At 53.3% G+C, this 23,170-nt stretch carries 19 protein-coding genes; 7 read left to right on the top strand and 12 right to left on the bottom strand.

The features are described 5' to 3' along the window. Positions 1–18 precede the first annotated feature (18 nt). Both HFD94_RS18960 and HFD94_RS18955 read left to right on the top strand, forming a co-directional pair. Positions 19–1,392, top strand: a complete 1,374-nt coding sequence (locus HFD94_RS18960; protein ID WP_064690979.1) for an NCS2 family protein — start codon at positions 19–21, stop codon at positions 1,390–1,392. 118 nt (positions 1,393–1,510) lie between these two features. Continuing rightward, positions 1,511–3,190 carry an AsmA family protein gene (locus HFD94_RS18955; protein ID WP_050680314.1) on the top strand — a complete coding sequence of 560 codons (1,680 nt, stop codon included), beginning with the start codon at positions 1,511–1,513 and terminating at the stop codon, positions 3,188–3,190. A gap of 34 nt (positions 3,191–3,224) precedes the next feature. Here the strand turns inward: HFD94_RS18955 and fabY are convergent, their stop codons facing one another. The 5 genes from fabY to typA form a co-directional block, all read right to left on the bottom strand. Continuing rightward, a complete protein-coding gene (fabY, locus tag HFD94_RS18950; RefSeq protein WP_010258423.1) occupies positions 3,225–4,172 on the bottom strand; it encodes a fatty acid biosynthesis protein FabY in 948 nt (315 codons plus the stop codon). Positions 4,173–4,228: 56 nt separating this feature from the next. Beyond that, positions 4,229–4,666 (bottom strand): D-aminoacyl-tRNA deacylase, encoded by a 438-nt coding sequence (dtd, locus tag HFD94_RS18945; protein WP_010672107.1) that lies wholly within the window; start codon positions 4,664–4,666, stop codon positions 4,229–4,231. After that, complete coding sequence (locus HFD94_RS18940) at positions 4,663–5,532, bottom strand: virulence factor BrkB family protein (protein ID WP_010672108.1); 870 nt, start codon at positions 5,530–5,532, stop codon at positions 4,663–4,665. The genes dtd and HFD94_RS18940 overlap by 4 nt, the downstream gene beginning before the upstream one ends. A gap of 3 nt (positions 5,533–5,535) precedes the next feature. After that, positions 5,536–6,132, bottom strand: a complete 597-nt coding sequence (gene yihX / locus HFD94_RS18935; protein WP_010258428.1) for a glucose-1-phosphatase — start codon at positions 6,130–6,132, stop codon at positions 5,536–5,538. A 210-nt stretch (positions 6,133–6,342) separates the two neighbouring features. Then, positions 6,343–8,166, bottom strand: coding sequence for a ribosome-dependent GTPase TypA (gene typA / locus HFD94_RS18930; RefSeq protein WP_010258429.1), 1,824 nt, complete (start codon positions 8,164–8,166; stop codon positions 6,343–6,345). 438 nt (positions 8,167–8,604) lie between these two features. Between typA and glnA the strand changes: the two genes are divergently transcribed. The 3 genes from glnA to glnG all read left to right on the top strand — a co-directional run bounded on the left by glnA (position 8,605) and on the right by glnG (position 12,620). Continuing rightward, entirely contained in the window at positions 8,605–10,014 is a 1,410-nt protein-coding gene (gene glnA, locus HFD94_RS18925; protein WP_010258434.1) for a glutamate--ammonia ligase, read from the top strand. 139 nt (positions 10,015–10,153) lie between these two features. Continuing rightward, a complete protein-coding gene (gene glnL, locus HFD94_RS18920; RefSeq protein ID WP_008926971.1) occupies positions 10,154–11,203 on the top strand; it encodes a nitrogen regulation protein NR(II) in 1,050 nt (349 codons plus the stop codon). Between the two features lie 7 nt (positions 11,204–11,210). After that, complete coding sequence (gene glnG, locus HFD94_RS18915) at positions 11,211–12,620, top strand: nitrogen regulation protein NR(I) (protein ID WP_010258440.1); 1,410 nt, start codon at positions 11,211–11,213, stop codon at positions 12,618–12,620. 41 nt (positions 12,621–12,661) lie between these two features. Here the strand turns inward: glnG and hemN are convergent, their stop codons facing one another. Together hemN and yihI are read right to left on the bottom strand one after the other, a co-directional pair. Next, a complete protein-coding gene (gene hemN / locus HFD94_RS18910) occupies positions 12,662–14,035 on the bottom strand; it encodes an oxygen-independent coproporphyrinogen III oxidase (protein WP_052271766.1) in 1,374 nt (457 codons plus the stop codon). A gap of 233 nt (positions 14,036–14,268) precedes the next feature. Next, on the bottom strand, positions 14,269–14,793 hold the full coding sequence (gene yihI / locus HFD94_RS18905; RefSeq protein WP_010258445.1) for a Der GTPase-activating protein YihI: 525 nt from the start codon (positions 14,791–14,793) through the stop codon (positions 14,269–14,271). A gap of 551 nt (positions 14,794–15,344) precedes the next feature. Between yihI and yihA the strand changes: the two genes are divergently transcribed. Beyond that, positions 15,345–15,980, top strand: coding sequence for a ribosome biogenesis GTP-binding protein YihA/YsxC (yihA, locus tag HFD94_RS18900; protein ID WP_010258448.1), 636 nt, complete (start codon positions 15,345–15,347; stop codon positions 15,978–15,980). Between the two features lie 417 nt (positions 15,981–16,397). Here yihA and polA read toward each other — a convergent pair whose 3' ends face one another. The 4 genes from polA to HFD94_RS18880 form a co-directional block, all read right to left on the bottom strand. Beyond that, entirely contained in the window at positions 16,398–19,184 is a 2,787-nt protein-coding gene (gene polA, locus HFD94_RS18895) for a DNA polymerase I (protein ID WP_033766527.1), read from the bottom strand. A gap of 378 nt (positions 19,185–19,562) precedes the next feature. Beyond that, complete coding sequence (dsbA, locus tag HFD94_RS18890) at positions 19,563–20,192, bottom strand: thiol:disulfide interchange protein DsbA (protein WP_122889943.1); 630 nt, start codon at positions 20,190–20,192, stop codon at positions 19,563–19,565. 26 nt (positions 20,193–20,218) lie between these two features. Further along, positions 20,219–21,205, bottom strand: coding sequence for a serine/threonine protein kinase (locus HFD94_RS18885; protein ID WP_010258460.1), 987 nt, complete (start codon positions 21,203–21,205; stop codon positions 20,219–20,221). Positions 21,206–21,250: 45 nt separating this feature from the next. Then, a complete protein-coding gene (locus HFD94_RS18880; protein ID WP_003850728.1) occupies positions 21,251–21,526 on the bottom strand; it encodes a YihD family protein in 276 nt (91 codons plus the stop codon). Positions 21,527–21,570: 44 nt separating this feature from the next. Here HFD94_RS18880 and mobA point away from each other — a divergent pair, with 44 nt between their 5' ends. Further along, positions 21,571–22,176 (top strand): molybdenum cofactor guanylyltransferase MobA, encoded by a 606-nt coding sequence (mobA, locus tag HFD94_RS18875; RefSeq protein ID WP_064690977.1) that lies wholly within the window; start codon positions 21,571–21,573, stop codon positions 22,174–22,176. Between the two features lie 262 nt (positions 22,177–22,438). Here mobA and HFD94_RS18870 read toward each other — a convergent pair whose 3' ends face one another. Continuing rightward, a complete protein-coding gene (locus HFD94_RS18870; protein ID WP_010672113.1) occupies positions 22,439–22,753 on the bottom strand; it encodes a hypothetical protein in 315 nt (104 codons plus the stop codon). Between the last annotated feature and the right edge of the window lie 417 nt (positions 22,754–23,170).

Genomic DNA, 23,170 nt, shown 5'->3' with positions numbered 1-23,170 from the left:
TTTCGGGAAGAACAGAAGATGTCCACTAATCCGCAGCCAGAACAGCCTTCCGCCACGCAAAGCGAACTGATTTATCGTCTTGAAGATCGTCCTCCCCTGCCGCAAACGCTGTTTGCCGCCGGTCAGCATCTGCTGGCGATGTTTGTCGCGGTCATTACCCCCGCGATTCTGATTTGTCAGGCGTTAGGGCTGCCCGCAGAGGATACCCGGCACGTGATCAGCATGTCGCTGTTTGCATCGGGTGTGGCATCACTGCTGCAAATCAAAACATGGGGGCCAGTGGGTTCGGGCCTGCTGTCAATTCAGGGCACCAGCTTCAACTTCGTTACGCCCTTGATTATGGGCGGCATGGCGCTAAAAAATGGCGGCGCTGACGTGCCCACCATGATGGCGGCGCTGTTTGGTACGCTGATGCTCGCCTCCTGTACCGAAATGGTGCTGTCACGCGTATTGCACCTGGCGCGCCGGATTATTACGCCGCTGGTTTCCGGTATCGTGGTGATGATTATCGGCCTGTCGCTGATTCAGGTAGGGCTGACCTCCATTGGCGGCGGTTTCAGCGCGATTAACGATCATACTTTTGGTGCGCCGAAAAATCTGATGCTGGCAGGGGCTGTGCTGCTGGTGATCGTGCTACTTAACCGGCAGAAGAACCCCTACCTGCGCGTTGCCTCCCTGGTTATTGCCATGGCGGTGGGCTATCTGCTGGCCTGGGCGATGGGCATGCTGCCTGCTGCCGGCATCCCCATCGATCAGCCGCTAATCGTGGTGCCGACCCCGCTCTATTACGGGCTGGGCTTCGACTGGAATCTGCTCATCCCGCTGATGCTGGTGTTTATGGTGACCTCTCTGGAGACCATCGGCGATATCACCGCCACCTCGGATGTGTCAGAGCAGCCGGTCAGCGGCCCCCTCTATATGAAACGCCTGAAAGGCGGCGTGCTGGCGAATGGCCTCAACTCCTTTGTCTCCGCGCTGTTTAATACTTTCCCGAACTCCTGCTTCGGTCAGAACAATGGCGTGATCCAGTTAACCGGTGTTGCCAGCCGCTACGTCGGCTTTGTTGTCGCGCTGATGCTGATTGTGCTGGGGCTGTTCCCGGCGGTCAGCGGGCTGGTGCAGATGATCCCTGAACCGGTACTCGGCGGCGCCACCATTGTGATGTTCGGCACCATCGCCGCCTCGGGTGTTCGCATTGTGTCACGCGAGCCGCTTAACCGCCGCGCCATCATGATTATTGCGCTGTCGCTGGCGGTGGGCCTGGGCGTTTCTCAGCAGCCGCTGATCCTGCAGTTTGCGCCTGACTGGCTGAAAACCCTGCTCTCTTCCGGTATTGCTGCGGGCGGTATTACCGCTATCGTACTCAACCTGATTTTTCCGCCAGAGAAGTAAGGCCAGAGGCAGGCTTCGGCCTGCCTGCTAATTATTCGGATTTACATCCAGGCTGTTGAGCTGTAACGGTAATTCAGGCATAACAACCTCTCACCGGATTTAACTCGGGAAGGATGCTATGAAATTTATTGGAAAGTTTTTCCTCACCTTACTTTTGCTGCTGCTTTTCACCCTGGTCGTGATCTATGTTCTGTTGCAGACACAGTGGGGTGCAGGCTGGTTTAGCCGTTGGGTGAGTGACAAAACCGAATGGCATCTCTCCCTGAGTAAAATTGAACACAATTTCTCCTCTCCCTCTCACATCATTCTGGATGACTTCAGCTTTGGTCACGATGGACAGCCTGCAGTTCTGGTGGCGAAACGGGTCGATCTCGGTCTGGCACTGATTCAGTTCAGCGATCCGCTGCATTTCAGCAGCCTTGAGCTGCGCGACGGAGAAGTGAATCTGGCCAATCTGGCGCCAGGCAGCGCGCTACCGATTCAGGCCGATCGACTGCAACTCAACAATATGCGTATCGACAGCCCCAACAGCGCGTTACCGCTGTTTGCTCAGCAGGTTAATGGCGGCATTCTGCCGTGGAAACCCACTGCCCTTGATATGCTGGGCCGCGATGCCCGCTTCCAGATGAGCGCAGGCAGCATGACACTGAATAATGTGCCGGGTGAAAACGTACTGATCCAGGGCAGTGTCTCCCAGGGTCGGATGCGCTTTGACAATATTGGTGCCGACCTGGCGCGTGGCTCTATGACCGGCAACGGTGAGCGCGATGCCCAGGGCAACTGGAAAATTAATCAGCTGCGACTGAACGACATCCGTCTGCAGACCACCAGCAGCCTGAAAGATTTCCTGCATAGCCTGCAGGTTGTCCCCTCGATCGCTATTACGCGGCTCGACATGACCGATGCCCGCCTGCAGGGGCCTGACTGGGCGGTAACGGATCTGGATCTGACGCTGAGAAACGTTAACTGGCAGGGTGATGACTGGCAGAGTAACGATGGTTCGCTGGCGCTGAATGCCAGCAATTTTATCAACGGTGGATTCGAACTAAATGACCCCATCGTTAACCTGGACTTCTCACCGCAGGGCGTGGCGCTGACGCAGTTCAGTTCACGCTGGGCAAATGGGGTGATTCGGGCTGACGGTGACTGGTCGCGTAGCGATAAACGCCTGACACTGAAAAACCTGGCGGTGGCGGGACTGGAATACACTCTGCCGCAGGACTGGCGCGATCGCTGGCAGGCGACACTGCCCGCGTGGCTGGATAGCGTAGAGGTGACGCGCTTCACCTCTAATCGAAACCTGATTATCGACATCAATCCGGCTTTTCCCTTCCAGCTGACCTCACTGGATGGATCCGGTGAAAACCTGCTGCTGGCGCAGCAGCACCAGTGGGGGATCTGGTCGGGTAAGCTCAGCCTGAACGCGGCAGAATCAACCTTTAATCGCACCGACCTGCGTCATCCGTCGATTGCGCTGAGCGCTGACCAGCAGCAGATTCAGGTTACGGAGCTGAGTGCGTTCAGTAATAAGGGTCTGCTCGAAGGGACGGCCACCGTAGGCCAGCAGCCAGCCCGTCCGCTGACGCTGCAACTGACAGGTCGTGCTGTACCGGTGAATGTGTTGCAGAACTGGGGATGGCCCGCGTTGCCGTTAACCGGTGACAGTAATATGCAGCTGCAGCTGAACGGTGCATTAACCGCAACTCAGCCGCTGCGCCCGACGGTTAATGGCAGTTTGTCGGTGACAACCGACAGTCAGCAACTGCAGCAGACCATGCAGGCTGGCGAGGTACGTTAACAACAGATCAGGGCCGCTGAAGCGGCCCTGATGATTAGTTGATACGCGCGCCGGAACCCCCCTCTTCCAGCGGCCCGTCGGGATCGGCGGGCAGGACGATATAGACCCCTTCAAACACCGCGCCACACTCATCATTGCCAAAAAGCTCAACTTCGAGCTGCACACGCGCTTTTCGTCCGCGCGCCAGGCGGTCGAGATCGCCGCTTAATGAGCCCAGATCGGCAATCGCGCCAGGCCGTCCGCTGATGGGGTGACTGTAGCGAATGTGCGCATCCGCCAGAATAATGGTGCCACCCAGATGACGCTCGCGCAGCAGCAACCAAATCAACCCCCAGCCGGTCAGCGTTGCCAGCGAAAACAGGCTGCCAGCGAACAGCGTCTGGTGTGGATTCTGGTTGCCCGCTTCAGGCATGGTGGTGATAAATTTTTGCCCGGTAAACTGCAGAATACGGACACCCATCTTTTCGCTGAGCGGGATATGATCATACCAGGCCTGTTGCAGCTGACCGCACCAGTCGGCGCGATGCAGGATATCGTCAAGCGTGACGACCGGTTTGATCATCAGAAAGTGACGAACCGGCGTCGTCTGCGGCGCGGTAATCTCGCCCTGATTGATGTAGCCGAGTTTAGCGAAGAAAGCGACAGCATCTTCGCGGGCGCTGCAGGTTACCCGCTTAGCCCCTTCCTGACGCGCCACGGATTCCAGTGTCATCGCCACCAGAGTACCCAGTCCCTTGCCCTGAACCGAAGGATGAACGGCCATGAAGCGGATAGCAGCCTCATTGTCGGCATTAATATAGAGACGCCCGATGGCGACCGGATTTCCCTGCTCATCAACCACCATCTGATGATGCGCCAGCGCATCCCAGGCGTCACGTTCCGACCCCTGCGGCTGACGCAGAGGTTTACGCAACATCTCCCAGCGGAACTGATAATAGATATCCAGCTCTTCCGCCGTCTGTGGCACGCGAAGGTGATACATGTAATGTTTCTCCCGCTCGGATGTGTGGCCAGTTCCCTGCCGCTCAGCTGACGTTCTCACACCTGTAACCAGAACGTCACAGGACCATCATTCACCAGCGAGACCTGCATATCCGCAGCAAAACGGCCATTAGCCGTGGTGATGCCCTGCTTGCGACAGCAGTCGCTGAAATATTCATACAGCCGCTCGGCTTCAGCGGGCTCGGCGCCACCTGAAAAGGAGGGACGCATCCCTTTTTGGGTATCTGCGGCCAGCGTAAACTGTGACACCACCAGCACGCTTCCGCCCGCCTGGCGAACACTCAGGTTCATTTTTCCCTGCTCATCACTAAAGATGCGATAGCCCAATACGCGTTCTGCGAGACGTTCCGCACGCGCGTTGTCATCGCCCTTTTCCACGCCCAGCAAAACCAGTAAACCGGCATCGATTTCACCGACTACTTCCTGATTGACGCTGACGCTGGAGCGCTGTACGCGTTGAATCAATGCAATCATGTTTCCTCGCGTTGCTCCTCTTTGTGTTGCTGCTTTAACTGCCGATAGTCGGCTAACGCAACGGTAATTTCAGCGCCTAACAACACAATACACCAGGTCCAGTAGACCCAGAGAAACAGAATGGGGATCACGGCCAGTACGCCGTAGATCAGCTGATAAGAGGGGAACATAGTAACATAGAGCGCAAAACCCTTTTTGCCCAGCTCAAACAGCGCACCGGCAACCAGCGCGCCAATCAGCGCATCGCGCGGCGGCACTCGCTGGGTAGGAACGATGCTGTAGAGCAACCAGAAGGCGAGCCACGACAGCAGGAGCGGGAAAATACGCAGCATCTGATCGACCAGGCTGGTGACGCCTGTCGCGTTAATCCAGCGCAGCGACAACAGATAGGAGCTGATCGCCAGACTGGCACCGGCCAGTAACGGGCCAAGTGTCAGGATCATCCAGTAGACCGCAAAGGAATAGACCATCGGCCGCTTCTTGTTGCTGCGCCAGATGGTGTTTAACGCGGTATCGACGGAATGCATCAGCAGTAAGGCAGTAACAATCAGGCCGACCGCTCCGACCGCCGTCATCCGGTTTACGTTAGCCACAAACTGCTCAAGATAGCGTTGCAGCGTGTTACCTGCAGCCGGCATCAGATTGGTAAAGACAAAGTGCTTCAACTGCACGCTGATATCTGAAAAGACCGGAAACGCCGCAAACAGGGCAAACACCACCGCAATCAGCGGCACCAGCGCCAGCAATGAGACATAAGCCAGATTACCGGCCTGGGTCGTCATGCCATCCTCATCAATGCGTTTCCACAACAGTTTGAGCCACAACCAGAACGCATGCAGCCCGGGACGAAATTTACGTGACATCATGAATTACTGTTGACCTGCAAACCAGTTGGGTACCGTTTTACTGTCAGTAACCAGTACACTTTCAATACCCAGGGCGCGGGCCGCCTCAATGTTTTGTGGATTATCGTCAAAAAATACCGCCTGATCGGCAGCCACACCTTCTGCGTCCAGCACATGCTGGTATATCCGGGCTTCCGGTTTACGCATGCCCAGCTCCTGGGAGAGGTAGAGCTTGTCGGCTGCCTGCTGCACGTCCGGATACTGCGTTGGCCAGAATTCGCAATGCAGTTTGTTGGTGTTAGAGAGGATCACCACCCGATGACCTTCCAGCCGCAGCCGGTTCATCAGCGCCAGGATTTCCGGACGCACGTCAACGAATACCGCCTGCCAGCCAGCGGCAAACTGTTCATAGCTCAGCGCGATTTCCAGCTTTTCACACAGCGCCAGCGCGAAATCTTCATCGCTGATCTCGCCACGTTCGTGTTGTTCAAACGCCTCATCCATCTGGAAATGGCTTTGCAGCGAGGCCAGCGGCACACGACTAAGGTCACTCCAGACACCCAGCACGCGGTTAAAGTCGATATCGATAATCACATTGCCCAAATCAAAGATATACAGCATGGTGTGTCTCCTTCTGTTCCCTGGAGTATTCACTCTAGCGGCAAAAGGGCAGGCTGAACAGGCACTCGCGGAGAGAAAAGCGTAAACGGCAGCGGGCAGCTAAAAAGCGCGACCTATCCCACAAATAATCGCTGGCCCGGCTGAAGAGGCAGGAATTTCAGGCAAAAAAAAAGCCCCGCAGGCGGGGCTCTTTATCAGCTAAAAGCGCAATTATGCGTCTTTAGGACCACGTGATGCACGTTTACGGTCGTTTTCAGTCAGGTGACGTTTACGGATACGCACTGACTGTGGTGTAACTTCTACCAGTTCGTCATCATCGATGAACTCGATCGCCTGCTCAAGGGTCATCTTGATTGGCGGAACCAGAGTCGTGGCTTCATCAGTACCTGAAGCACGCATGTTGGTCAGTTTCTTACCGGTCAGGCAGTTAACTGTCAGGTCGTTAGAACGGCTGTGAATACCGATGATCTGGCCTTCATAGACTTCTGCACCGTGACCCAGGAACAGCTTACCGCGGTCCTGCAGGCTGAACAGTGCAAAAGCAACTGCTTTACCCTGACCGTTGGAGATCAGTACGCCGTTCTGACGCTGGCCCACTTCGCCCGCACGAATGTCATCGTAGTGGCTGAAGGTAGAGTAGAGCAGACCGGTACCGGAAGTCATGGTCATGAATTCGTTACGGAAGCCGATCAGGCCACGGCTTGGGATCACGTAGTCGAGACGTACGCGGCCTTTGCCATCCGGATCCATGTTTTTCAGATCGCCCTTACGCTCACCCATGGCTTGCATGACTGAACCCTGGTTGTTCTCTTCGATATCCAGCGTAACGTTCTCGAATGGCTCCTGTTTACGGCCATCGATTTCGCGGAAGATAACTTTCGGACGGGATACCGCCAGTTCGAAACCTTCACGACGCATGTTTTCGATCAGAACTGACAGGTGAAGCTCACCACGACCTGATACGCGGAACGCGTCAGCATCTTCGGTTTCTTCAACGCGCAGTGCCACGTTGTGAACCAGTTCTTTGTTCAGACGCTCAAGGATCTGACGTGACGTCACGTACTTACCTTCTTTACCGCAGAACGGTGAAGTGTTGACGTTAAAGAACATGGTAACTGTTGGCTCATCGACACTCAGTGCTGGCAGCGCCTGCACGTTCTGTGGATCACAGATGGTGTCAGAGATGTTCAGCTCGCCCAGACCGGTGATAGCAATGATATCGCCCGCTTCTGCCAGGTCGCTGTCGATACGCTCAAGACCCAGGTGAGTCAGGACTTTACCGACTTTACCGTTACGGGTTTTGCCTTCGCTATCGATGATAGTGACTTGCTGGTTAGGCTTAACTTTACCGCGCTTGATACGGCCGATGCCGATCACGCCCAGGTAGTTGTTGTAGTCCAGCTGAGAGATTTGCATCTGCAGTGGGGCGTCAGCCTCAACCTGCGGAGGTGCAACGTGGTCGACGATCGCCTGATACAGCGGGGTCATATCGTCAGCCATGTCGGTGTGCTCAAGACCAGCAATACCATTCAGCGCAGAGGCGAAAATGATAGGGAAGTCGAGCTGCTCATCAGTAGCATCCAGGTTAACGAACAGGTCAAAGACCTGATCAACAACCCAATCCGGACGCGCACCAGGGCGGTCTACTTTGTTGATAACCACAATCGGCTTCAGACCATGCGCGAACGCTTTTTTGGTCACGAAGCGGGTTTGCGGCATAGGGCCATCCATCGCATCTACAACCAGCAGCACCGAGTCCACCATGGACATGACGCGCTCAACTTCACCACCGAAGTCGGCGTGTCCTGGGGTATCAACGATGTTGATACGGTAGTCATTCCACTTAATGGCGGTGTTTTTTGCGAGGATGGTAATCCCACGCTCTTTCTCCAAATCATTGGAGTCCATCACGCGCTCTGTTGCTTCGGTACGGGCATCAAAAGTACCGGATTGTTGCAGCAGTTTGTCAACCAGGGTGGTCTTTCCATGGTCAACGTGCGCGATGATGGCGATGTTACGCAAATTTTCGATCACAGCTTTGCCTCAGGCATTAGAAATAGCGCGTTATTGTACACTGATTAAGCGGAAGACTGAACACGATCACACTTTTCACTGAAAGTTTATTGCATGGAGGCCAATTTGCCCTGTTACCGGTGCAGAAAATGCACTAAGTTGGTCTTATGCACCAAAATAGTGCCACCAGATGACCGTTAAGCACCACAGTGGTGCAATAAAACGATCATGGTGCAGCCGCTTTATGACAAAAAGGTGCACCACAAGGCGATTTAAGCATCATCAAAAAAGTTGGCACAGAATTCGCTTTATCTAAATCAAGCGTAAACGCCAGACAGATGTCGGTTGAAGAGCGTGCCGGAAGAGGTTGGTCAGGGAGTTGTTTTCCCGCAACGTATTCCGGAAACGACGTTTCCTCGCCATGTAGATAATGAAAGACCATTTCCAGGAGAGTTGAGTATGTCCGCTGAACACGTTCTCTCGATGATGAACGAGCATGAAGTTAAGTTTGTTGACCTGCGTTTTACCGATACCAAAGGTAAAGAACAGCACGTTACGATCCCTGCTCACCAGGTTAACGCTGACTTCTTCGAAGAAGGCAAAATGTTCGATGGTTCGTCTATCGGCGGCTGGAAAGGCATTAACGAATCAGACATGGTGCTGATGCCTGACGCCACCACGGCGGTCATGGATCCTTTCTTCGAAGATTCTACGCTGATCATCCGTTGTGACATCCTCGAGCCAGGCACCATGCAGGGCTACGACCGCGATCCACGCTCTATCGCTAAGCGCGCTGAAGATTTCCTGCGCTCTTCCGGCATCGCTGATACCGTACTGTTTGGACCAGAACCAGAATTCTTCCTGTTCGATGACATCCGTTTCGGCTCATCGACGTCCGGTTCACACGTTGCTATCGACGATATAGAAGCGGCATGGAACACCGGTAAAGAGTACGAAGGCGGTAACAAAGGTCACCGTCCAGGTCTGAAAGGCGGCTACTTCCCGGTTCCACCGGTTGACTCATCACAGGACATTCGTTCTGCCATGTGTCTGACCATGGAGCAGATGGGCCTGGTTGTTGAAGCGCATCACCACGAAGTGGCGACCGCGGGTCAGAACGAAGTGGCAACCCGCTTCAATACCATGACCAAAAAAGCGGACGAAATTCAGATCTACAAATATGTGGTTCACAACGTTGCGCACGCTTACGGCAAAACCGCGACCTTTATGCCGAAGCCTATGTTTGGCGACAACGGTTCAGGCATGCACTGCCATATGTCACTCTCCAAAGGTGGCCAGAACCTGTTTGCCGGCGATAAGTACGGCGGCCTGTCTGAAATGGCACTGTTCTACATCGGCGGTATCATCAAGCACGCTAAAGCGATCAACGCCCTGGCGAACCCGACCACCAACTCTTACAAGCGTCTGGTCCCGGGTTACGAAGCACCGGTTATGCTGGCTTACTCTGCCCGTAACCGTTCAGCCTCAATCCGTATCCCGGTTGTTGCCAGCCCGAAAGCGCGTCGTATCGAAGCGCGCTTCCCGGATCCAGCGGCTAACCCATACCTGGCGTTCACCGCACTGCTGATGGCTGGCCTGGATGGCATCATCAACAAAATCCATCCTGGCGATGCGATGGACAAGAACCTGTATGACCTGCCACCGGAAGAAGAAGCTGAGATTCCAAAAGTTGCAGGCTCTCTGGAAGAAGCGCTGAATGCACTGAACGAAGATCGCGAGTTCCTGACCCGCGGCGGAGTATTCACTGACGAATCGATCGATGCTTACATCGAACTGCGTAAAGCAGAGATGGATCGCGTTCGCATGACGCCACACCCGGTTGAGTTCGAGCTCTACTACAGCGTTTAACTGGTCAGACGTTTTTTGTTGCCGTGGAAACTTTTAGCCCATCTTCGGATGGGCTTTTTTCTCCGCGAATTCACCGTTCATTCGCCCTCTTTTCGGCTTAAAGACTAAAATGCACCTCTTTAGTGCAGAGGAACGTTGTATGGCAACTGGCTCTCTGCCCGATGCAGGGCAGATTCTCAACGCGTTAATCAACAGTATTTTGTTGGTGGATAACGATCTGGTTATTCATTACGCCAACCCGGCGGCGCAGCAATTACTGGCGCAAAGCTCACGCAAATTGTTCGGCACGCCGTTACCGGAGTTAACCGGCTACTTTTCGCTGAATATCGAGGTGATGCGCGAGAGTCTTGAGGCTGGCCAGGGATTTACTGACAGTGAGGTCACGCTGGTGGTAGATGGTCGCGCACACATTATGTCGCTGACCGCCCAGCGGTTACCCGATGGCTTAATCCTGATGGAAATGGCGCCGATGGATAATCAGCGTCGTCTCAGTCAGGAGCAGTTACAGCACGCCCAGCAGGTGGCCGCTCGCGATCTGGTTCGCGGCCTGGCCCATGAGATTAAAAATCCGCTGGGAGGATTGCGCGGCGCGGCACAGCTTTTATCCCGCGCCCTGCCCGATCCCTCGCTGAATGAATATACCAAAGTGATTATTGAACAGGCCGACCGGTTGCGGAATCTGGTTGATCGTCTGCTGGGGCCGCAGCAGCCGGGCATGCACATCACGCAGAGCATTCATCAGGTGGCCGAACGGGTGGTTAATCTGGTGTCGATGGAGCTGCCGGAGAATGTCTCGCTGGTACGGGATTATGATCCCAGCCTGCCGGAACTGCCGCACGATCCCGATCAGATTGAACAGGTGCTGCTTAACGTGGTGCGCAATGCGCTTCAGGCGCTGGGCGACGATGGCGGCACCATTATTATCCGCACCCGCACGGCTTTCCAGCTGACGCTGCACGGCACGCGTTATCGGCTGGTGGCACGTATTGATATTGAAGATGATGGCCCCGGCATTCCGGCCCAGCTGCAGGATACGCTGTTTTATCCGATGGTCAGCGGACGCGAAGGCGGTACCGGTTTAGGCCTCTCCATCGCCCGTAGCCTGATTGATCAACATTCAGGAAAAATAGAATTTAACAGTTGGCCGGGACACACCGAATTCTCGGTTTACCTGCCTATTCGCCAGTGAGGTTTCTATGCAACGAGGGATAGTCTGGATCGTCGATGACGATAGCTCCATCCGCTGGGTGCTTGAACGCGCGCTCACTGGAGCCGGTTTGAGCTGTGCGACTTTTGACAGCGCAAGCGAGGTGCTGGATGCCCTCTCAACCAAGACCCCGGACGTTTTACTGTCAGACATTCGCATGCCCGGTATGGATGGCCTGGCGCTGCTGAAACAGATTAAGCAGCGTCATCCGATGCTTCCGGTCATCATAATGACGGCGCATTCAGATCTGGACGCTGCCGTCAGTGCCTATCAGCAGGGTGCCTTTGATTACCTGCCTAAGCCGTTCGATATCGATGAAGCGGTTGCGCTGGTCGAGCGTGCTATCAGCCACTATCAGGAGCAGCAGCAGCCACGTAATCAGCCGGTCAGCGGACCCACCACCGATATCATCGGTGAAGCGCCCGCGATGCAGGATGTGTTCCGCATCATCGGACGATTATCGCGCTCGTCGATCAGTGTGCTGATCAACGGCGAGTCCGGTACCGGTAAAGAGCTGGTGGCCCATGCGCTGCATCGCCATAGCCCGCGCACCAAAGCGCCCTTTATCGCGCTCAACATGGCGGCGATCCCCAAAGATTTAATTGAATCAGAACTGTTTGGTCACGAAAAAGGCGCCTTTACCGGGGCGAACCAGATCCGTCAGGGCCGTTTTGAGCAGGCGGATGGCGGCACGCTGTTTCTGGATGAGATCGGTGATATGCCGCTGGATGTGCAGACCCGTCTGCTGCGCGTGCTGGCCGATGGCCAGTTCTATCGCGTTGGTGGCTATGCGCCGGTCAAAGTGGATGTGCGTATTATCGCGGCGACCCACCAGAATCTGGAATTACGCGTACAGGAAGGCAAGTTCCGTGAGGATCTGTTTCACCGCCTGAACGTGATTCGTGTGCATCTGCCACCGCTGCGTGAGCGTCGTGAGGATATCCCGCGTCTGGCGCGTTATTTCCTGCAGGTGGCGGCGCGTGAGCTGGGTGTGGAAGCGAAGATTCTGCATCCGGAAACCGAGACAGCGTTAACCCGACTGCACTGGTCAGGTAACGTGCGTCAGCTGGAGAACACCTGTCGCTGGCTGACCGTGATGGCTGCGGGTCAGGAAGTCCTGATTCAGGACCTGCCCGGAGAACTGTTTGAATCCAGTACGCCGGAGAATCCGGTGCAGTCGCTGCCTGACAGCTGGGCAACGCTGCTGGCACAGTGGGCCGATCGCGCTCTGCGTTCCGGTCATCAGAATCTGCTGTCAGAAGCACAGCCAGAGATGGAGCGCACGCTGCTCACTACTGCGCTGCGTCATACGCAGGGCCACAAACAGGAAGCGGCACGTTTGCTGGGCTGGGGACGAAACACGCTGACGCGCAAGCTCAAAGAGCTGGGCATGGAATAAGCGGTTCAGTACGGGCTGGTGAAGTCTGCCAGCCCGTTTCTTCAGATAACGCGGGAGAACTGCTGCTGACGCGCTTTCTGACGCAGATAGCGATCAAAGCACATGCAGATATTGCGGATCAGTAACCGGCCAATTCCCGTCACCTCCAGCCCCGTAGCGGTTTGTTCCACCAGCCCATCAGCTATCAACGGCTTCAGCAGCGCCAGGTCCTCAGCAAAATAGTCGCTGAAGCGAATGCCCCATTGCGCTTCTGTCGCGGCAAAATTCAGCGAGAAGTTACAAATCAGCGTTTTTATCACGTCCCGACGCAGGCAATCATCGTCGGTTAAGGCGATGCCACGCCACAGGCCATTTCCCTGCTGTTCCACACAATTGTACCAGGTATTAAGGTCTTTCTGGTTCTGCGCATAACTGTCGCCAATCATGCTGATGGCAGAGACGCCAAGCCCCAGCAAATCGCTGTCGCCCTGCGTCGTGTATCCCTGGAAATTGCGATGCAGCTGGCCTTTGCGCTGCGCGATAGCCAGTTCATCCTGCGGCTTCGCAAAGTGATCCATTCCAATGAACTGGTAGCCCTGCTGAGTCAGGGTTGCGATGGTCTGCTGTAAAATATCCAGCTTTTGCTGAGCCGATGGCAGTTCACCCTCTTTGATTTTACGCTGTGCCGCGAACATCGCCGGCAGATGCGCATAGTTAAAGACGCTAAGACGATCCGGGCTCAGCGCCAGTACCCGCTCCAGCGTCCAGGCGAAGCTGGCGGGCGTCTGCAGGGGTAAACCATAGATGAGGTCAATGCTGGTCGAGCTGAACCCCTGTTCACGGGCACGCGCCATCAGCCCGAAAATCACCTCTTCATCCTGTACCCGGTTAACCCGCTCCTGCACCGATTTGTTGAAGTCCTGCACCCCCATGCTCAGCCGGTTGAATCCCAGCGATCGCAGGTGATCAATCACATCCAGCGCAATTTCCCGGGGATCCACTTCGATCGACATTTCGGCATCATCGGCCACGCTGAAATGCTGCTTCAGTAAACCCACCAGCCGGGAAATCTGCGCATTGTCGAGGAAGGTTGGCGTGCCGCCGCCCCAGTGAAGCTGCGTGACCTGACGCTGACGAAACAGCGGCGCACGCTGAATAATCTCCTGCTCAAGCACATCCAGATAGCGATCCGCTTTGTGGCGCTGACGCGTCACTATCTTATTGCAGCCGCAGAAGTAGCAGAGACGATGGCAGAAGGGAATATGGACATAGAGCGACAGCGGACGATCAGGGTAACGCGCCACGGCACGCTGGAAGTCGTTTTCCGCGTACTGCTCGCTGAACTCCAGCGCAGTGGGATAGGAGGTGTAACGCGGGCCGGCATAATTGTATTTTTCAATTAACGCCTGATCCCACTCAATCTGCTGCGATGGCATGCTCACTCCTTCCGGTGACGTCGTCTGAGAGAAGGTCGCGAAGAAGAGGAGATAAAAGGTGAGCGGGATGAGACCCGACGTAAACGTTGCTTCAGACGCGACAGGCGTCGTAGTTTAAACAATAACCACAGCAGATAACATGTCGCCAGCAGCGCGAAAATTGATCCAGGCCAAAACATTGTCGTTTACCTGTTAAGCACGGCATGCGGGTAACGCATGCCGATCAAATTTGCTTAGTTGCCTTTCAGCAGACGGTACATATCTTCTTCAGCCTGCTCATCTTCGGCATCATCCATCACAATGCCTAACTGCTCCATCAGTTCGTCGATACGATCCAGCGAGGCATCCAGCCAGCCCTGATCTTCAGCCGACAGCGTTTCGCCATTTTCCAGCCGATCCAGCAGCGCATCCAGACGTTCGTCATTTTCCAGCTTCGCCAGCTCTTCTTCTGGTGTCAGACGCACTTTCTTCTCTGCTGCCGGTTTTTCTGCGCTTTTCTTTGGTTTAACGGCGGCGGTTTTTCCTTCAGCGATCAGGGCCACCGGTTTTTTACTCCCGATGCGCGGATCTTTCACGCTGTCCGCCTGACGTCCGCCATTGTTTTCGGACGCAGCCGGATTAGCACGGCTGCCAGATGCATGTCCGCGATGCTTTTTATCACGTTTGCGATCGCGTGCTTCATGGTTGATATCGTCACGCGATTTGCGTTTGGCTTTGACGGCAGGTTTGCCGTTAGCAGCTCGTGCAGGTTGCTTCATAGTATTCGGTCCCGGCTTTTTTTATTCAGTATAGAATTGCGGCGAAATCTAGCAGAAAGTAGACAAAGAAAAAAGGCGACAGCTCAAGCTGTCGCCTTATTTCATACCTTCATAAGAAGGAATCATGTTTTAAATCCTTTTCGGCTCGTAACATCCCGGTTAATCCCGCGCCTGCTCAACTCCTGAGCTATTCCTTATCCCTGTCTGGCCGCATCCCTGACCCTGTTCCATTCCATCGCTCATAACCCTCCTGGTATCCCTGAGCGCATCATCCTGATGTGTGCTTCCGTGCACTGCACACTAATGTAGACCAACTGGTAAAAGCCTCAAGTCAGTGTCAAAAATAGTTAGTTCAAAAAAAGAACGTTTTAAGATAAGGGTTTGAATTACATATTTTTTTATTTTTAGTAATTAAAGTAAAAAGCGAAATAACCCGCACCGTGAATGGCAAATCTCTTACAAAGTTTGTTACCGAGATGCGATTGAGCACTTTCGCGTCATAACGCGTATAATCGCCCGCATTGCCTTAATGCGTTTTCTGGAGTGTCACCTTGTCTGAATTGAATTACCACGTTACCCACTTTGTCATGAGCGCGCCGGATATCCGCCATCTGCCTGCCGATACCGGAATTGAGGTGGCTTTCGCTGGCCGCTCGAACGCGGGAAAATCGAGTGCGCTGAATACGTTAACCAATCAGAAGGGTCTGGCGCGTACCAGTAAAACGCCGGGACGTACGCAGCTGATTAACCTGTTTGAAGTGAAAGAAGGTAAGCGTCTGGTCGACCTGCCCGGTTACGGTTATGCCGAAGTTCCGGAAGAGATGAAGCTGAAGTGGCAGCGCGCGTTAGGTGAATACCTGCAAAAACGTCAGGCGCTGAAAGGACTGGTTATCCTGATGGATATCCGTCATCCGCTGAAAGATCTCGACCGGCAGATGATTCAGTGGTCAGTGGAAAGTGGCATTCCGGTGCTGTTGCTTCTCACTAAAGCAGACAAACTGGCCTCAGGTGCCCGTAAAGCGCAGCTCAATGTCGTGCGTGAAGCCGCACTCGAATTTGTTGGTGATGTGCAGGTAGAGCTCTTCTCATCGCTGAAGAAAATCGGCGTGGATAAGGTTCGTCAGAAGCTGGACAGCTGGTTTAATACGCTTGAACCTGCGGTTGAAGATCAGGACGCGGAAGAGTGAGTGGCAACCTTGTGCCGGTGATGCTGACGGTACAAAAAGCCCAATAAAAAACGCCCCAGTCACAGAATGACTGGGGCGGCTAAATTCAGCCAAATCCGATTACGTGAAGTAAAAGGTCTGAAAGATAGAACATCTTACCTCTGTACCCTACGCGACGAACTTTACCTGATTTTCTGTGCGTGACAAAGGCTTTTTTGTTGCTTACTTACATGAAACAGGACTTTTTTTACCATGCACGTCACAAAAATAGCGTTGCGATGTAGTTTAATGACGAAAAAAGTGTTTAGGCGATAAGCAGTTAGAAAAGCGCTTTCTCTCAGTGCCAGCGTTGAGCGCGCTAAACCGGTCAACTAAACGATTTTCTTATACCTGATTCAGGGCCGATTCTGTTCTTCAGAACCGACCACACGCATCGAATCAGTGGGCTTCATCCCAGTTGTCACCCACACCGACTTCAACCAGTAAAGGTACGTCGAGCTGTACGCTACCTTCCATCAACGCACGGATTTTCTGGCTCGCCTCTTCAACCGCCTCAGCTTTGACTTCGAACACCAGTTCATCGTGAACCTGCATGATCATTCTGACGGCATTGTCGTTTTGCTGTTCCAGCCAGTTATCCACGGCAATCATTGCCCGCTTGATGATATCCGCTGCCGTTCCCTGCATCGGCGCATTGATCGCGGCACGTTCAGCGGCTTTCCGGCGAATGGCGTTACCGGATTTAATATCGGGCAGCCACAGCCGACGGCCTTCCAGCGTTTCGACATAGCCTTTACTCGCCGCCAGCTGGCGTGTGTTCTCCATATAGCGCAGGACGCCCGGATAGCGTTCAAAGTAGAGATCCATATACTTTTTCGCTTCACCCGCACCGATATTCAGCTGACGCGACAGGCCAAAGGCGCTCATGCCATAAATCAGACCAAAGTTGATCGCTTTGGCGCTGCGACGCTGTTCGCCGCTGACCTTATCCAGCGCCACGCCAAACACTTCGGATGCCGTCGCGCGGTGGATATCTTCGCCCTGGGCAAAAGCGTCCAGTAATCCTTTGTCCTGAGAGAGATGCGCCATGATACGCAGTTCGATTTGTGAATAGTCTGCCGCCACAATGCGATGGCCTTTGGCCGCTACAAATGCCTGACGGATTCGGCGTCCTTCATCATTACGCACCGGAATGTTTTGCAGATTCGGATCGGCAGAGGATAAGCGTCCGGTTGCGGTGACGGCCTGATGATAAGAGGTATGTACCCTGCCACTGATCGGATTGATCATCAGCGGTAATTTATCCGTATAAGTAGACTTAAGTTTGGATAAGCCGCGATGCTCCAGAATCACTTTGGGTAACGGATAATCAAGTGCCAGCTCGGCTAACACCTCTTCGCTGGTTGAAGGCGCGCCGCCTGGTGTTTTCTTCGTGGGCTTGATGCCCTGTTTTTCAAACAGGATCACCTGAAGCTGCTTGGTGGATGAGAGGTTGAAAGGTTCCCCTGCCAGCTCATGCGCTTTTAACTCAAGCTCAGCCAGGCGGGCCGTCAGCTCTTTCGAGTGCTGCGCCAGAATAGACTGATCGATCAGCACACCGTTGCGCTCTATACGCGAAATCACCGTCAGTAACGGCATCTCAATCTGTTCAAAGACTTTTTTCGGGCCCGCTTCTTTCTCCAGCTCTGGCCACATCTTCAGATGCAGCTGCAGGGTCACATCTGCATCTTCTGCAGCGTAATGAGATGCCTGCTCTAACGCGATTTGATTGAACGTCAGCTGATTTTTGCCTTTACCGGCGATCTCCTGGAAGGTCACGGTTTTATGGTTAAGCCAGCGAGCGGCCAGGCTATCCATGTCATGTTTGCCCACCACGCTGTTGAGGATATAGGACTCAAGCATGGTGTCGAATTTGATACCGGCCAGTTCAATGTCGTAGTTTTTCAGCACGCCGCGATCGTATTTCAGGTTCTGGCCAACTTTCCATGCGCTCTCATCTTCCAGCAAGGGCTTGAGCTGTGCCAGAACGGTAGCGCGATCCAGTTGATCAGGCGCATCAAGATAGTCATGGGCAACCGGCAGATAGGCGGCTTCACCGGGCGCCACCGCGAAGCTGATGCCGACGATGTTAGCGCTCAGGGTATCCAGCGCGTCGGTCTCCAGATCAAACGCAAAGACTTCGCTGTTTTTCAGCTTCTCCAGCCAGCTATCAAAGAGATCCTGATCCAGAATGGTGACATAACCCTCGGTCGGTAACACGCTGCTGGTTTCAGCCACCGGGGCCGGTTCATCGGCCTGCGCTTTTTGCGCCTGCGTAGTGCTCTTTTTACCCTGCAGCCATTTACCGTCCTGCAGGTCACTCAGCCAGCGTTTGAACTCGTAACGACTGAACAGGGCCTGCAATGCCTCTGTATCGGGTTCAGTGACTGTGAGCTCTTCACAGGGCAGCGCCAGCTCAACGTCTGTCTTAATGGTCGCCAGCTGATAAGAGAGAAAAGCCACATCACGATTCTGCTCAAGTTTGGTCGCCATGGTTTTGGCACCACGAAAGCCGAGATCGGCCACTTTGTCCAGATTGTCATAGATCGTCTGCATGCTGCCCAGCCCCTGCAGCAACGCCTGTGCCGTTTTCTCACCGACGCCTGGCACGCCAGGAATGTTATCGGAGCTATCACCCATCATGGCAAGGAAATCGATGATCAATGCGGGTGGAACACCATATTTCTGCTCAACCTCTTCTGGTCCCAGAATGGTGTTGCTCATAGTGTTAATCAGCGTGATGGCGGGCGTGACCAGCTGCGCCATATCTTTGTCGCCAGTGCTGATCAGCACTGAGAGACCCTTTTTCTCCGCTTCCAGCGCCAGCGTACCGATGACATCATCAGCCTCGACGCCGCTCACAGCCAGCAACGGCAGCCCCATCGCCCGCACCATCTCATGCAGCGGCTCAATTTGTGCACGGAGCTCGTCAGGCATCGGGGGACGGTGAGATTTGTAATGCTCAAACAGCTCGTCCCTGAAGGTTTTGCCTTTGGCATCGAATACCACAGCAACGTGACTCGGATTGTATTGCGCCAGCAGGCTTTTCAGCATGTTGAGCACGCCGTACATGGCGCCAGTGGGTTCACCTGCACTGTTGGTCAGCGGCGGAAACGCGTGATACGCGCGATAAAGATAGGATGAGCCATCGACCAGAATCAGGGGATTTTCTGCTATTTGCGCCATAAGTCTGTGTAGTCTTCGTTGCTATGAGTTGGGCTATAAGGATGCCACAACCAGGCAGAAATGGTGAACTAAGGCGTGCCACGTCTGGAGTTTTTCACGCTTTTGGGGACAGGATCGCAACGATCGTTCTGTGGATAACTTTGTGCGTAAAAATTATAACGCGCTGTTTTTCAGGAAAATAAATAATCGGCACTTGAATAAAAACCATAAATTTCATTGGCTTATTTAATTTCCGTGACCCGATCGCTATTTTTAATAGCGCGATCCCTTGTGTGGATATTAAATTTATGCCCTGGAGATGGACAAAAATTGGCCCGTTGTTCAAAGGCATAAAAAAAACGCCAGCAGAGCTGGCGTTTAACGGGGGTGTGAGGCTGATTACTTCTGGCTTACCAGGAATTTAACCACGTTCGCATAGTCTGCGACGAAATTATCCATAGAGCTGGTATCAAGACCGCCGTTGTTAACCATGTATTTGCCATTCACGAAAATAGCAGGCACACCACGCAGATCAACATCAGCAGCGGCTTTTTGCTGCTGCGCAACCAGCGCTTTTACGGCGAAGCTGTTCAAGGCTGCATCATAGTCCGCCGCAGAGATACCGGCCGCTTTGACAAAGGTCTCTTTCAGACTGGCAGGATCGGTGATGGTCTGCGTTTTCTGAATGCCATCGAAGATCGGTGCTGTCACTTTATCTTCAACGCCCAGCGCCATCGCGACAGCCCAGGCCTGGGTCACGACCGGCCCCAGCTCTCCACCGAGAAAATCGACGTGGTATTTCACCATCTTAATGTCAGCAGGCAGATTCTTTTTCACCGCGTCATTGACGTGATAAATACGTTCAAACTGATAGCAGTGCGGGCAGAAGAAGGAGAAGAACTCCATCACCTGAGGTTCGCCGGCCACAGGTTTAGGCAGACTCACATATTGTTTACCTTCAGTGAACTGGGCAGCAGATGCGCTGAATGCCAGCACTAAACCCATCAGTGCAAACCAAATTTTTTTCATCGTGAAAAATTCTCCTGACTACGTCATTAATATTGCGGTGTCAGCTGCAGAGGAGGTTCCTGCAACAGCTTCTCCTGCTCGGTAAAGAGTGAAATTTGCCTGCGCCAGAAATCTTCATCTGTCATCCAGGGGAAAGCGCGCGGAAAAGCGGGATCCTGCCAGCGTCGGACAACCCAGGCCAGATAATAAACCATGCGCATGGCGCGTAAAGGTTCAATCAGTGACAATTCATTAATATCAAAATCACTGAACTCACTGTACGCCTCCAGCAGTATATCCCATTGAATACGCTGTTCCTGACGATCGCCGCTGATCAGCATCCAGAGATCCTGCACGGCCGGGCCATTACGGGCATCATCCAGATCGACAAACAGCGGTCCGTCACGCCACAGGATATTACCCGGATGGCAGTCGCCATGTAATCGTAGCGGCTGCCACGTGGTGTGCCACTGTTGTTGCAGCGTGTTTCCCAGCTTATCGATAGCCTGTAGCAGTGCGACTTTAAGCGATGCAGGCACTAACAGAGAGTGCTCCAGCACCTGCCGGGGTTCATGCAGATATTCATCCAGACCGATGGCAGGCCGATGCCTGAACAGCGCTTTACGCCCGGTCTGATGAATGCGGCCCAGGAAGCGGCCTACCCACTCCATCTGATCTTCGTTGTCTGTCTCATATTGCCGTCCGCCCAGGCTGGGGAATACGGCAAAGAAGAAGCCAGCGTGACTGTGCAGTGTCTCACCCTTTAACCGCAGTGGCGCCGCGATGGGCACTTCGTCAGCCAGCAGATCAAGTGCGTACTGATGTTCTTCAGCAATCTGTTCGGCACGCCAGCGCTGTGGGCGATAAAACTTCGCAACATAGCGGCGTTTTTCGTCGTCGCTGAATTGATAAACCCTGTTCTCGTAGCTGTTCAGGGCTGTCAGACCCGATTCGACGCGAATTCCTGTTTCCCAGAGCGCATCAAGCAACACGTCGGGATTCAATGTCTGGAAGTTAAAAGCAGCGTCGCTCATCATGTTACCTGTAGTTGCCCTTGCAAATAGCAGCCAAGGATAACACTACTCGTCCTGTTTAATGACACCCCGTGCGCGGAGCAGTGCTGTTTTGAAATCAACTTCATAATCTTTTTTCAGGCCTGGGATCTCATCATCGCTGGCTGAGTCACGCATCTTGAGATGGTAAATTAATACATCATCGGTTAATTCACTTAACGGGCCACGGAAACCAGATTCCTGAGCCAGTTTCTGCAAAAATGTGACCAGATTAAGATCAGGCTCTTTTTGCCAGGCGGGTTGCAGCAACGCGATTAACTCGTTTAAACGATGGCATTTCATTCAGATTTCTCCTTTCACAGTGCGTCATCAGCGAGGGCACAGTCATGACAATATTAACCGGCATCATTCTGGCCGGTGGTCAGGGCCGCCGTATGGGTGGTCAGGACAAAGGTTTAGTACAGCTGGATGGCAGGCCGCTTTATCAGCATGTCCTTGAACGGCTCAGGCCACAAGTCGACATTGTCATGATTAATGCGAATCGTAATATTGATCGCTATCAGTTAAGCGGATGTCGGGTTATTCAGGATGTTTTTGATGATTATCCCGGTCCGCTGGCCGGAATCTACAGTGGGTTGCGTGAGATTGAAGGGGAATGGGCGGTATTCAGCGCCTGCGACACCCCCGCTATCCCGCTCAACTTCGTGGAGCGGCTGATGCAACAACGAGGCGATGCCCCCGCAGTGTGGGTGCGCTCACAAACCCGGGATCATCCTACTCTGGCGCTTATTCATCGCGATCTCCGTACGCCACTCGGTGAATACCTGCAGGCTGGTGAGCGTCGCCTGATGCAGTTCCTGCTCGATCAGGGTGGACATGCGGTGCTGCTGGATGATGATGAATCGCTATTCCTGAATGTGAATACGCCTGATGACCTTAGGGACTATCCTGCCGGCAATATGCCGGACGGAAATGGTCGTCAGCCAGCATAATGTAAAGTCCAGTAGCAAAAGATCCTGCCCGATAGTAACAATTAACGGGACGTCCTTATTTTTGCAAAAAAAAGAGCTTTTTTATCTCTGGATGACGATGGCTACAGTTATTCGTGGAATAAGAGTCGCTGAGCATTCTCAGCCATTGCAACATCGGATGACTGATTACCAGTAAAATAGCTTCAGACAGGGATAGAGAAAAAAGGGGCAGCACGCCTGATATTTAAAATGGCAGGTGATGCCCCGGACGATCAGAGCATTATCAGCCAGCGTTCAAAATATTTGTCCAGACTGAATCTGCGCGTGCCATTGAATCAGCAGTACCTTCCGCAGCACCGACTACCAGACCAAAAACAACGCCCCAAATGCCACCAAACAGGCCGCCTAAAACACCCTGTGCTGGAGCCAGGATTCCACTGGTTACGCCATTAGTATTAGCAGAGATGTTCCAGCCCGCCCATGCAACGCCCATTCCGCCAGCAAACATTCCGATAACTGCACCACCGATGCTGTCTAAGATCCCAGTAGAGGCGGCACCTGATACTAATTCTGTTTCAGCAACAGTTAGTTCTTTCATTTTAATCTTCCTTAAATTAGTTAATGCTCAATAGAAATCCATCGGAGACATTTAATTAAATGTCGAAATTAGTTTCAATCAAGCACTAAAAAATGTAAATAGAATAAAATCCATTCATTCTAAATGCTATGCGTTAGTCCTGTTAGCAGGTTTATTATCATATTAGCTTAATAAGTTGGTAACTTATTAAGCTATAAATTTCAAAAACTTTGTATCTGCTAGTCTTTATTTTATATTTTGATCTAATGATTATTATAGTTTCCGGTGTTTATCAGGCTACTGGTAATTCAAAAAGGAAATGGAGGAACCTGGAGGCTACCGGAGCAGGCTTACAGGTCAAGTTTTCAGCTTAACGTGGCAAAGTGCAGACGTAAAAAAGCCCCGCACTTTCGTGCGGGGCTTCTTCACTTATTTAAT

The organism is Pantoea sp. EKM20T (assembly GCF_011800485.1).
GTDB classification, from domain to species: Bacteria; Pseudomonadota; Gammaproteobacteria; order Enterobacterales; family Enterobacteriaceae; genus Pantoea; species Pantoea agglomerans.
This window is presented reverse-complemented; position numbering and strand designations above follow the sequence as displayed.

Excerpts from the sequence above, each read along its gene's own strand:
- HFD94_RS18960 (WP_064690979.1), top strand. The coding sequence starts at position 19 with ATGTCCACTAATCCGCAGCCAGAACAGCCTTCCGCCACGCAAAGCGAA.
- HFD94_RS18955 (WP_050680314.1), top strand. The coding sequence starts at position 1,511 with ATGAAATTTATTGGAAAGTTTTTCCTCACCTTACTTTTGCTGCTGCTT.
- fabY (WP_010258423.1), bottom strand. The coding sequence starts at position 4,172 with ATGTATCACCTTCGCGTGCCACAGACGGCGGAAGAGCTGGATATCTAT.
- dtd (WP_010672107.1), bottom strand. The coding sequence starts at position 4,666 with ATGATTGCATTGATTCAACGCGTACAGCGCTCCAGCGTCAGCGTCAAT.
- HFD94_RS18940 (WP_010672108.1), bottom strand. The coding sequence starts at position 5,532 with ATGATGTCACGTAAATTTCGTCCCGGGCTGCATGCGTTCTGGTTGTGG.
- yihX (WP_010258428.1), bottom strand. The coding sequence starts at position 6,132 with ATGCTGTATATCTTTGATTTGGGCAATGTGATTATCGATATCGACTTT.
- glnA (WP_010258434.1), top strand. The coding sequence starts at position 8,605 with ATGTCCGCTGAACACGTTCTCTCGATGATGAACGAGCATGAAGTTAAG.
- glnL (WP_008926971.1), top strand. The coding sequence starts at position 10,154 with ATGGCAACTGGCTCTCTGCCCGATGCAGGGCAGATTCTCAACGCGTTA.
- glnG (WP_010258440.1), top strand. The coding sequence starts at position 11,211 with ATGCAACGAGGGATAGTCTGGATCGTCGATGACGATAGCTCCATCCGC.
- hemN (WP_052271766.1), bottom strand. The coding sequence starts at position 14,035 with ATGCCATCGCAGCAGATTGAGTGGGATCAGGCGTTAATTGAAAAATAC.
- yihI (WP_010258445.1), bottom strand. The coding sequence starts at position 14,793 with ATGAAGCAACCTGCACGAGCTGCTAACGGCAAACCTGCCGTCAAAGCC.
- polA (WP_033766527.1), bottom strand. The coding sequence starts at position 19,184 with ATGGCGCAAATAGCAGAAAATCCCCTGATTCTGGTCGATGGCTCATCC.
- dsbA (WP_122889943.1), bottom strand. The coding sequence starts at position 20,192 with ATGAAAAAAATTTGGTTTGCACTGATGGGTTTAGTGCTGGCATTCAGC.
- HFD94_RS18885 (WP_010258460.1), bottom strand. The coding sequence starts at position 21,205 with ATGAGCGACGCTGCTTTTAACTTCCAGACATTGAATCCCGACGTGTTG.
- HFD94_RS18880 (WP_003850728.1), bottom strand. The coding sequence starts at position 21,526 with ATGAAATGCCATCGTTTAAACGAGTTAATCGCGTTGCTGCAACCCGCC.
- mobA (WP_064690977.1), top strand. The coding sequence starts at position 21,571 with ATGACAATATTAACCGGCATCATTCTGGCCGGTGGTCAGGGCCGCCGT.
- HFD94_RS18870 (WP_010672113.1), bottom strand. The coding sequence starts at position 22,753 with ATGAAAGAACTAACTGTTGCTGAAACAGAATTAGTATCAGGTGCCGCC.